Origin of the sequence: Prevotella heparinolytica (assembly GCF_002998535.1) — a bacterium.
GTDB lineage: Bacteria > Bacteroidota > Bacteroidia > Bacteroidales > Bacteroidaceae > Bacteroides > Bacteroides heparinolyticus.
Window position 1 is genome coordinate 1,451,818 of the sequence record NZ_CP027234.1, and the last position, 10,795, is coordinate 1,462,612.

General features: G+C 46.4%; 8 protein-coding genes and 3 tRNA genes. 8 read left to right on the forward strand and 3 right to left on the reverse strand.

The genetic code is table 11. The features are described 5' to 3' along the window. The first annotated feature begins 15 nt into the window (after nt 1-15). The 4 genes from C3V43_RS05945 (at nt 16) to C3V43_RS05960 (ending at nt 5,121) form a co-directional block, all read left to right on the forward strand. A complete protein-coding gene (locus C3V43_RS05945; RefSeq protein ID WP_106069018.1) occupies nt 16-1,269 on the forward strand; it encodes an ABC transporter permease in 1,254 nt (417 codons plus the stop codon). A gap of 41 nt (nt 1,270-1,310) precedes the next feature. Further along, the gene (locus C3V43_RS05950) at nt 1,311-2,555 is read left to right on the forward strand and encodes an ABC transporter permease (RefSeq protein WP_106069019.1); all 1,245 of its coding nucleotides are present in this window, start codon (nt 1,311-1,313) and stop codon (nt 2,553-2,555) included. Between the two features lie 99 nt (nt 2,556-2,654). Next, the gene (locus tag C3V43_RS05955) at nt 2,655-3,761 is read left to right on the forward strand and encodes an efflux RND transporter periplasmic adaptor subunit (protein ID WP_106069020.1); all 1,107 of its coding nucleotides are present in this window, start codon (nt 2,655-2,657) and stop codon (nt 3,759-3,761) included. 28 nt (nt 3,762-3,789) lie between these two features. After that, a complete protein-coding gene (locus C3V43_RS05960; protein WP_106069021.1) occupies nt 3,790-5,121 on the forward strand; it encodes a TolC family protein in 1,332 nt (443 codons plus the stop codon). 147 nt (nt 5,122-5,268) lie between these two features. Here C3V43_RS05960 and C3V43_RS05965 read toward each other — a convergent pair whose 3' ends face one another. Further along, entirely contained in the window at nt 5,269-6,447 is a 1,179-nt protein-coding gene (locus C3V43_RS05965) for a MalY/PatB family protein (protein WP_174704383.1), read from the reverse strand. A 543-nt stretch (nt 6,448-6,990) separates the two neighbouring features. Beyond that, nucleotides 6,991-7,827: a CvfB family protein gene (locus tag C3V43_RS05970; RefSeq protein WP_106069023.1), complete on the reverse strand. Its 837-nt coding sequence runs from the start codon at nt 7,825-7,827 to the stop codon at nt 6,991-6,993. Between the two features lie 1,000 nt (nt 7,828-8,827). Here C3V43_RS05970 and C3V43_RS05975 point away from each other — a divergent pair. Both C3V43_RS05975 and C3V43_RS05980 read left to right on the forward strand, forming a co-directional pair. Further along, nucleotides 8,828-8,900: transfer RNA gene (locus tag C3V43_RS05975), tRNA-Phe, on the forward strand. A gap of 10 nt (nt 8,901-8,910) precedes the next feature. After that, nucleotides 8,911-8,983 (forward strand) — tRNA-Pro (locus C3V43_RS05980). A gap of 163 nt (nt 8,984-9,146) precedes the next feature. Here C3V43_RS05980 and C3V43_RS05985 read toward each other — a convergent pair. Next, a tRNA-Pro gene (locus tag C3V43_RS05985) sits at nt 9,147-9,221 on the reverse strand. A gap of 233 nt (nt 9,222-9,454) precedes the next feature. On the opposite strand from C3V43_RS05985, the gene C3V43_RS05990 reads away from it, so the two are divergent. Beyond that, the gene (locus C3V43_RS05990; protein WP_106069024.1) at nt 9,455-9,847 is read left to right on the forward strand and encodes a hypothetical protein; all 393 of its coding nucleotides are present in this window, start codon (nt 9,455-9,457) and stop codon (nt 9,845-9,847) included. A 94-nt stretch (nt 9,848-9,941) separates the two neighbouring features. Next, on the forward strand, nt 9,942-10,724 hold the full coding sequence (locus C3V43_RS05995; protein ID WP_106069025.1) for a DnaJ domain-containing protein: 783 nt from the start codon (nt 9,942-9,944) through the stop codon (nt 10,722-10,724). The last annotated feature ends 71 nt before the right edge of the window (nt 10,725-10,795 follow it).

Here is a 10,795-nt window from a genome sequence, read left to right on the forward strand (position 1 = left end):
TAATAAATTGAACAGATGATAGACCTTTGGCAGGAAATATACGGAACCATCAAACGCAACAAACTGCGTACCGCCCTCACAGGTTTTGCTGTGGCATGGGGCATCTTCATCCTTATTCTGCTGTTGGGAGCAGGCAACGGGGTGATGAATGCACAAAACGAACAAATGGCTTCGTTGGCCATGAATTCGATAAAAGTGGGCGCCGGATGGACCAGCAAACCTTATGACGGACTGAGTCAGGGAAGGAGAATCCAACTGAACAACGGCGACCTCACCATCACCCGAAACATGCGGAAGCATGTGGAAAATGCGGGGGCTGTGATATACCAAAGCGGCATGAACATCAGCTATGGCAACGAGTACATCAACGAGCGACTGATGGGCGTACATCCCAACTTTCTGGAGATAGAACGCCCCACCGTGGTCGAAGGACGGTTTATCAATCAATTGGATATCCGTGAGAAAAGGAAAGTGACTATCCTCAACGAACGCTCGGTGAAAACACTTTTCAAACATGGAGCGAAGCCGCTTGGAAAAATGCTGAATATGGGAGGTGTGATGTTTCAAGTGGTAGGTGTCTATAAGGATAAGGGAAACAGTGGCGGACAAGACGTATTCGTTCCTTTCAGCACCTTACAGACGGTATATAACAAAGGAGACAAGTTGAACAACATCCTGATGAGTATTAAAGACCTGAATACGGAAGAAGAAAACAAGGTTTTCGAAGCGGACTACCGGGCTGCCATCGGCGCTCACCAACGTTTCGACAAGACCGATGACGGCGCCATCTGGATATGGAATCGCTTCACCCAAATGACGCAGATGAACAAGGGGGCCGACTACATGCGGACAGCCATCTGGATTATCGGGCTCTTCACTTTGTTGAGCGGCATTGTCGGCGTATCGAACATCATGCTGATTACCGTAAAGGAACGGACAAGAGAATTCGGCATACGCAAAGCCTTGGGAGCACGTCCTTGGTCTATCCTGAAGCTGGTCATCGTGGAGAGTGTGGTTATCACGGCTTTTTTCGGCTACATAGGAATGGTGGCGGGAGTAGGAGTGACGGAATACATGAACATGACGGCAGGAAAGGCCGTAATGGATATAGGAGTACAACAGCAAACCATGTTTCTGAATCCTACCGTGGACTTAGGAATTGCCATCCGCGCTACAATGACCCTGATTGTGGCAGGCACTCTGGCAGGCCTGTTTCCTGCGCTAAAGGCCGTAAAGACCCGTCCGATAGAGGCATTGAGAGCCGATTAAAAAGCCGCATCCTAAAAAATTATCAGACTATACGGAAAATTATGAAATTCGACTTAGATACATTTAACGAAATCCTACTTACCATCACGCGTAATAAAACGCGCAGCTTACTGACTGCTTTCGGCGTATTCTGGGGCATTTTCATGCTGGTGACCCTGATGGGTGGAGGAAACGGATTCAAAGCATTGATGAGCAGCAACTTCGAGGGATTCGCACAAAACTCGGCTTTCGTCTGGCCGCAACGCACCGGAGAAGCCTACAAAGGATTCCGCAAAGGTCGCTGGTGGAATCTGGAACAGACAGACATACAGCGAGTGCGTCAGATAGAAGGTGTCGACATCGTGACCTGCTTACAGAACCGATGGGGTGCGACTGCCGTCTATCAAGACAAGAAGAGTGAAAGCGTGGTTATCAAAGGGCTTTATCCCGAATACGACTTTATAGAAAAGCAGAAGGTAAAATACGGCCGCTTCATTAACGATATTGACATTCTGGAGAAACGCAAAGTATGCTTCATCGGGAAAAAGGTCAGCGAAGAATTATTCGGAAAGGATGTCGACCCTTGCGGAAAACTGATAAAAGCAGACGGCATTTACTATCAGGTGATTGGCATGGCAGGCGATACAAGCGGCAACATACAGATAAGCGGCAGCGCGGACGAAAGCATCGCCATTCCCTTCAGCACCTATGCCGCAACCTACAACATCGGGGGTGATATCGGGCTGATGTGCCTCACCATGAAACCGGGATATAAAGTGACGGAAGTGCAACCGCACATAGAAAGTGTCGTCAAGCAATACCATCTGCTGCATCCGGACGACACGCAGTGCATGCAGTTTCTAAATGCCGAAGCTTTGTTCTCAATGGTCGATTCACTATTCAAGAGCATCAACCTGCTGATATGGATGATTGGTTTGGGCACACTGATAAGCGGAGTCATCGGCGTGTCGAACATCATGATGGTGACCGTAAAGGAACGCACCACGGAGATAGGTATCCGCCGTGCCATTGGAGCCACACCGCGTACCATCATGGAGCAGATTCTGACCGAAAGCATGGTGCTGACGCTGATTGCCGGCATGGCAGGCATCTCGTTTTCCGTATTTATATTGCAAATGATGAATATGGGCATGGAATCCTCTAATCTGCCGGCCGATTTCCAAGTAAGTTTCGGAATGGCGATAGGCGCTGCCATCATGGTAATGGCGCTGGGAATCACCGCCGGCATTGCACCGGCCTATCGGGCCATGAACATCAAGCCCATCGAAGCCATAAGGGACGAGTAAATATCTTACACGTACAGGTTTATTCCCATTAATAAAAACAAGATTCCCAATACAGCAAAATCTCAATATTGTAAAATAAAACAATAATATAAGAATAAGATGAAAACTAAAAAGTATCTGAAAATCGCATTGTTGGTAGTAGTAGCTGCCTTGTTTATTTGGACGTTTGTATTCCTGTACCAAAAGTCCCGGCCTAAGGTAGTGGTGTACGAAACCGTAATTCCGGAAGTGACAGACCTTGAAAAAACCACCGTGGCTACCGGCAAGGTAGAGCCGAGAGATGAAGTTCTAATCAAGCCGCAGATTTCGGGCATTATCTCCGAAATATACAAAGTGGCAGGGCAAAGCATCAAGAAAAACGAGGTCATAGCCAAAGTGAAAGTAATTCCGGAATTAGGGACATTGAACTCTGCTGAAAGCCGCGTGCGGCTGGCCGGAATCAATGCGACACAGGCCGAAACAGACTTTGCACGTACACAGAAATTATATAAAGACAAACTTATCAGTGCCGAAGAGTATGAAAAAGGAGAAGTGGCCGTAAGGCAGGCACGCGAAGAGTTGCAGACAGCCAAAGACAATCTGGAAATCGTGAAGGAAGGTATCACCAAGAACAGCGCCTCTTTCAGCAGCACACTCATCCGTTCCACGATTGACGGACTGATTCTGGATGTTCCCATCAAAGTGGGAAACTCGGTCATCATGAGCAACACTCTTAATGACGGAACCACGATAGCCAGCGTAGCCAATATGAACGACCTGATTTTCCGTGGCAACATCGACGAGACGGAAGTGGGACGCGTACACGAAGGCATGTCGGTGAAACTTACCATCGGTGCCTTGCAGAATCTATCGTTCAACGCCATATTGGAATATATATCTCCGAAAGGCGTGGAACAGAACGGTGCCAACCAGTTTGAAATCAAAGCAGCCATATCGGCTCCTGACAGCGTACAGATTCGTTCGGGCTATTCCGCAAACGCAGAAATCGTACTGGAACGTGCGCAAAAGGTACTGGCTCTGCCGGAAAGCACTGTGGAATTCAGCGGAGACAGCACGTTTGTATATGTGATGACGGATAGCATACCGGCGCAAAAATTTGAACGCCGCCCCATTAAAGTGGGTATGAGCGACGGCATCAAAATTGCCATCAAGAGTGGGATTACCGCCAAAGACAAAATTCGCGGAGCAGAGAAAAAGGATAAATAAACTGTAATAGCCTAACAACAGATATAATATGAAACGTAAAAAGATATTCCTATCCCTCGTGATATTGGGCTGCATCTCGGTGCAAGCGCAGGAGCGGTGGACTTTGCGCCAATGCATAGACTATGCCATCGAACATAACATCGGCATCCGCCAAACGGCCAATGCCGCTAAACAAAGTGCCGTAGAAGTAAATACGGCCAAATGGGCACGACTGCCGAATCTGAATGCCAATGCCGGTCAAAGCTGGAACTGGGGGCGCACACAAACGGCCATCAAGAACGAAGACACCGGAAATTATTCCACCGTGTACGTAAATACCAGCAGCCACGGCACCAACTTCTCCGTCAATACCAATATTCCCATCTTTACCGGTCTGGAAATTCCCAACAGGTATGCACTGGCAAAACTGAACCTCAAAGCCGCCATGGCCGACTTGGACAAGGCCAAAGAAGATATCGCAATCAACATAGCTTCGGCCTATCTGCAAGTGTTGTTCAACGAAGAGTTGCATCAGGTAGCTTTGGGGCAGGCTCAATTAAGCAAAGAGCAATATGCCCGCATCGGTCGGCTGGCAGAACTGGGCAAAGCCTCTCCCGCCGAACTGGCCGAAGCCAAAGCACGTGTGGCGCAGGATGAAATGAATGTGGTGCAGACCGACAATAGCTACAAACTGGCACTGCTCGACCTCAGTCAGCTTATCGAGTTGGAGACTCCGGAAGGCTTCAGGTTGGAATCTCCAACCGTGAATCCGGACTTGATACCGCTCACTCCTCCGGACGAAATCTTTCAGACAGCGATGGCGAGCAAAGCTTCCATTCAAGCCGCACAGTTCCGTCTGGAAGGCAGCAAACACAATATCCGCATTGCCCAAAGCAACTATTACCCGCAATTGAGCCTGAACGGAAGCCTTGGCACGAACTATTACTCCACCATCGACCGTACATTCAGCCAGCAGACGAACGACAACTTCAACAAATATGTAGGACTCAGCCTCAACATACCTATTTTCAACCGTCTGGCTACCCGTAACCGTGTGCGCACAGCACGTTTGGAACACGAAAACCATGCCTTGCAACTGGACAATGCCAAAAAGGTGCTTTACAAAGAAATTCAGCAGGCGTGGTATAATGCCGCAGCAGCCGAGAGCAAGTACACCAGCAGCCACGCCGCCACCATTGCCGGTGAGGAATCGTTCAAGCTGATGAGCGAGAAGTACGAAAACGGAAAAGCCAATGCCGTGGAATACAATGAAGCCAAACAGAATCTTATGAAAACGCAATCGGACGAACTACAAGCCAAATATGACTATCTGTTCCGTACCAAGATATTGGATTTCTACAAAGGGAAAGCCATCGAATGAGAAGATATACGAACGAAAACCATTAAAACCATCACTGAAAAGTGAATAATGCAATTTTAGTTGTTGTGTTTAATTTCTCCCCTCTTTCCTTTTCATACACCGGGAAAGAGGGGATTTTCTTTGTAACAAGTGGCAACAATAGTGATTCTACAACTCTGCCACAGCTTGGCGGAGTTGTTCCAATGCCCTTCGTATCACAGAGCGGGGAGAAGCCACATTCAGCCGCATAAAGCCTTCGCCACCCTGCCCGAATATCTCGCCGTCGTTCAAAGCCAATCGAGCTTTCTTCACAAAAAAATCCACCAGTTCATCGTGATTCAACCCCAGCCCACGGCAGTTTAGCCATACCAAGAATGACGCCTGAGGACGCAAGGGCTTGATTTGAGGCAGACAGGCAGAGCAATAGTCCATTACCAAATCGATGTTCCCTTCCACATATTTCAACATCTCTCTGCGCCAAGGTTCCCCATCCCGGAAAGCAGCAATCGTGGCTATGGGTGCAAAAACCGTGGGTGCGTCCAGTTCATTTGCCTTCAGCCAATCGAAGAAACGCTGCCGGATAATGGAATTCGGCACAATGGCATAGGAGCTGACAATACCTGCGATATTGAACGTTTTGGAAGGTGCGCCGAACGTAATGCTGCAAGCGGCAGCGGCTTCCGAAACAGAGGCAAAGGGAATGTGTTTATTATTCCAAAGTGCCATGTCACAATGTATCTCATCGGAAACAACAAGGATATTGCGCTGATAGCAGAAATCGGCCAGACGTACCAACGTTTCCCTATCCCATACAATACCTGCCGGATTGTGCGGATTGGAGAGGAGCAACATCCGGCACTTCTCTCCGGTCACAGCCTCAAGATTCTCGAAGTCCATACTGTAAGAACCATCCTCGTTCATACGAAGCGGATTATATACCACTCTGCGCCCGTTGGCCAAAGGTGTAAGGCGGAAAGGATGATAGACGGGAGGTTGTATGATCACCTCCTCGTCTTCTTTTACAAACACATTGACAGCCATACCGATGCCCTTCACAATCCCCGGGATATAGGTCAGCCATTCTCGCCGCACCTCCCAATCGTGGTGTGTGGAAATCCAGCGAATGACCGTAGGCCAATACTCCTCCGGTGGCACTGTATAGCCGAATAAGGAATGCTCCAATCTCTTACGCAATGCTTCGGTGATGAAAGCGGGCGTCTCAAAGTCCATATCTGCCACCCACAAGGGTAGCAAGTCGGGGTCACCGTAATATTCCTGCAACATATCCAGCTTCAAGGCACCGGTGCCCCGACGATCTATCACTTTGTCAAAATCATATTTTCCCATCACGTTTGTTCTTTTTTGCTATCGTTCTGTTCATTACTCACCCAAAGCTTACTGAATATCTTCAGAACAATCGCCGACTGTCAGTATTACTATTCTTATCATTGCCTTTGTTGCGGCGCATCTCCATATTCCTGCCGTTAGCGCTATCGCGACGGGTATCGGTATTTATTTCCCTACTGCTGCGCCTTGTCGTATAAACATCGTCTCCATCGGCAGGACGTCTGCGAGAGTTGGACCGCACATTCACCGATTCAAAATCAGAACGACGGTTGACATGATAGGATTTATCTTTCCTTACGCACCCGGCTGTTGCTCATAGCGGCATTGCAAACAGTGAAACTCAACATCGTTGCAACAAAACCAAATATTATCCGTTTCATACCCCCCTCCTTTTTTTAGCAATTTATCTCATGATACGATTCCCTATGGATTGTCATATCACGATTTACTCTTTTTGATTGTACGACAAAAGTAGGAAGAGAAAGTCCCTCTCCCTAATGATTGTCTCTATTTATAGATAGGGGAATTCATAAAGATAAAAGACTAAATCCTAATCTTTATTTTGTTTTCTTCCAGTACTACCAACTGTTTCTTGTATAAATCCCCCACTGCCTTCTTGAATGTTTTCTTGCTAACACCGAAAACGGCATAGATATCTTCTGCGGGACTTTTATCATTCAGCGAGGTAGTACCACCTTGTTCGCGGATGTACTCCAAAAGGGTAACCGCAAAATCTTCCACTTTTCCGACTCCCGGCTTCTGCAACATCAAGTCTATCTTGCCATCTTCACGCACCTGCTTCACGTATGCTTTTAGCGTCATGCCCGCTTGCAACGGTCGGAAGATCTCGCTTTCGTAAAGCAGACCGCCGTATTGATGTTCAATAATAGCCTTGAAACCCAAATCCGTTTTCTGCCAGATCAAGATTTCGACTTCTTCTCCCGGTTGATAAGCCGCTCGCTCCTTGGAAAGATAACGCTCCACTTTCGCCGAAGCTACAATGCGGTAACTCTCGTCATCCAGATGAGCATGAACCACGTATTTCTTTCCTACCTGCATTTTCATCTTCTGCTCCCGAAAAGGAACAAAGAGGTCTTTCATCAAGCCCCAGTCAAGGAAGGCACCGTATTGATTTACCCAGGCCACCTCCAGACAAGCGAACTGTCCCACCTGTACCAATGGTGTCAATGTAGTGGCCACCAAGCGCTCTTCATTATCCAGATATATAAAAACGTTCAACTTATCCCCTACCTTACACTCTTCGGGGACATAGCGCAATGGGAGCAGGATTTCCCCCTCCTCTCCACCATCCAGATACATGCCGAACTCAACCTCTTTCACCACTTCCAGCTTATTGAATTTTCCTAACTCTATACTCATAGTTCTATGCTTTTCTTGCAAAGATAAACAAATTGTGAACATGCAGCCAATCCTCTACAAAAGAAAAAACTTTCACCCTAAAAGAGTCATCATTATACCTAAGTTCGGGATAAGAAGCTGGTCGATAACCTCATCCGGCAGTTTGTATTTTAAAATCAAATCCCAGTGTTTATCAGACGTTTACCTCTGACCTGTCAGATACTTCTGTCTGACGGCTCAAACACTTGTGTCTGCCACGTCAAACACAAGTGTCTGTCGGCTTGAACACTTGCCTCTGTCACGACAAAGGCTTGCAGCTGTCAAACAAGGGGAAGGCGGTCGGCATAAAAGGCTCTCTTCTGCCTGACCGCTGTAAACCGGTGCATTCAAGAAATATCCGGCCGATAGGATGCAGCCCCTCGTCTTTAGAAAAAGCAACCGCCTATTCCGAATTCAGATATCATTATTGCTTCCACGGAACACACTTTGGGGCTGTGTGCTTTGTTACATCTTCATTTTGTTTGCTCATCGGCAATGGCAACTGTCCGATAAACCTCGGAAACGGAGAAAAAGTCGGTTTTTCCGTGTTCTGTTCAATCGGGAAGTCATACTGTCAAGAATTAACACTAATCGTTTGTCGAGAAGTATCCCTTGCGAGAGATATCTGCAGGCTGGCTTTGGTGGGGATATATCTCCACCATACTGCATCTATATGCCGAGCGTGCTGCATCTATACTTACAGCCGAAGGCATCTATATAGCGAGCCAGGGCGAGGAGGAGAGTTCCCCAAGAGGTAAATGTTTTTCCTTTCCTAAAGATTCCGAATCTGGAAGTACATAGGGTATATTTCATATAATCGGCTTTATGGAAAATAACATTATGGGGCAAAAATTTTATCGGACAGGAATAATTCTTTATGAGCACTCCGCCAAGAGAGCTTCCTCCTTTTTTAGATATTTTTCTTGAAAAGCCTTGTGGTATAAAAAAAACTATTTATCTTTGCACCCGCAAACCGAGAAATGGTGTCATAGCTCAGTTGGTAGAGCAAAGGACTGAAAATCCTTGTGTCCCCGGTTCGATTCCTGGTGACACCACTTTCAAAGGCGGAATGTAGCGCAGTTGGTAGCGCACTACGTTCGGGACGTAGGGGTCGGGCGTTCGAGTCGCCTCATTCCGACAAAAGAAAAAGAGATTAACAGATTGGACACTCAATCCGTTAATCTCTTTTTCTTTATAATGCCAAGAGAAATACATAGGCAATATTTTAGGAGTAATCAAACAATAATCGAGATAAAGAAAAAGGAGCTAAGTATAATACTTAACTCCTTCATTTTCACCAGTCGGGGTGACTGGATTCGAACCAGCGACCACACGCCCCCCAGACGCGTACTCTAACCGGGCTGAGCTACACCCCGAATTGCGGATGCAAAAGTAATGCTTTATTTTAAAACAGCAAATCTTTTGTTCATTTTTTATTGGATAACTTTGAGAGACCATAGAACCCATACAAGAATAAGAGCGTGATAGAGTGCATAATAGCACATAGTCAAACTCCAATAAAAGATAGCAGAAAGAGCTTTATCCTTTGAAAAACAATCAGTATATTTGCCAATCACCTATAACAAAACATTCTCAAAAACGTACTTTCATGATAAAACAAGACTATCTGATACGAATGATTCAGGAAATTATAACCCTGGTCGTAAACGCCATTCTGAATAAAAAGAGAATCCAACAGAAAGAGTGGAAAGAATATGATGCTATGGCGGAACAAGTATTGGGCCTTTCCTCTAAAGAACTGTTGAACATAGACATACAGGAGCTTATCGAAAAATATAAGGAAGAAACAGACCGGACAGATAAAATAGAATTGGCAGGTATAAACATGCTGCGGCTGTCTGAAGAGATAGAAGACAACATTTTGCTGAAATCCCGGCTTCGCCAAGACGGCCTCCAACTGCTGAAATATGTACAAAAAGAGGCAAACGCTTATTCGCTCCAACGGGAATATCTCATTAAACTATTGGAAACGAACAACTGACTTCACGCCACGTTGTGGATGAATATCCGACTTGACGACCGGAATTCTCATCCAAAATTTCTATTTTTGTATTCTAAAACATAAAAAACAGATTATGGGAGTAACAAAATGGATAGGTGGTATCATCGGCTTTATGGCCGGAGGGCCATTAGGTGCCTTGGCAGGATACGCCTTGGGATATTTGTTTGATATAGACCCGACAGAAAGTTCAAAAGGCTCTTATGAAGACACAACAAGAGAAAAAGCCACGTATGACGGACAACGAAACAGTTTTCTTTTCTCCATGCTTGTAATGGCTTCATACATCATTCGGGCGGACGGACGCATCATGCACAGCGAGATGGAGTTTGTGCGAAATTTCTTGCGAAGGACTTTCGGCGAAGCAGCCGCCGGTGAAGGACAACAAATCCTGCTCAACCTCTTCGAGCAGCGCAAACAAATGGATGAACGGAATCCTATGGCTTTTAAAAACACCATCCGGGATTGCGGCAAGCAAATCGCCACCAATCTGACTTATGAACAAAGACTGCAACTACTCGTTTTTCTGGTAGAAATAGCCAAAAGCGACGGGCATGTTTGTAACGAAGAAATAGAGGCGCTGAAAGAGGTAGCGACCTACATGGGGCTTTCAATAAAAGAAGTGGAGTCCATGCTCAACTTGGGTGGCAATTCATTGGAAGGGGCTTATAAAGTGTTGGAAATAAGCCCGACAGCCACGAATGAAGAAGTGCGTGCTGCCTATCGCCGATTGGCATTGAAACATCACCCCGACAAGGTTGCGACACTGGGAGAAGATATAAAGAAAGCAGCAGAAGAGAAGTTTCAAAGCATCAATAATGCCAAAGAGCAGATCTACAAGGCAAGAGGCATGAAATGACAGCATGCACACTTTATCGTCCCCGGTCTTGACCGGCGTTTACATGCAACGATCATCTAAATCTAATTTAA

Coding starts and splice junctions, on each gene's coding strand:
- C3V43_RS05950 (WP_106069019.1), top strand. CDS start 1,311: ATGAAATTCGACTTAGATACATTTAACGAAATCCTACTTACCATCACG.
- C3V43_RS05955 (WP_106069020.1), top strand. CDS start 2,655: ATGAAAACTAAAAAGTATCTGAAAATCGCATTGTTGGTAGTAGTAGCT.
- C3V43_RS05965 (WP_174704383.1), bottom strand. CDS start 6,447: ATGGGAAAATATGATTTTGACAAAGTGATAGATCGTCGGGGCACCGGT.
- C3V43_RS05995 (WP_106069025.1), top strand. CDS start 9,942: ATGGGAGTAACAAAATGGATAGGTGGTATCATCGGCTTTATGGCCGGA.
- C3V43_RS05970 (WP_106069023.1), bottom strand. CDS start 7,827: ATGAGTATAGAGTTAGGAAAATTCAATAAGCTGGAAGTGGTGAAAGAG.
- C3V43_RS05945 (WP_106069018.1), top strand. CDS start 16: ATGATAGACCTTTGGCAGGAAATATACGGAACCATCAAACGCAACAAA.
- C3V43_RS05990 (WP_106069024.1), top strand. CDS start 9,455: ATGATAAAACAAGACTATCTGATACGAATGATTCAGGAAATTATAACC.
- C3V43_RS05960 (WP_106069021.1), top strand. CDS start 3,790: ATGAAACGTAAAAAGATATTCCTATCCCTCGTGATATTGGGCTGCATC.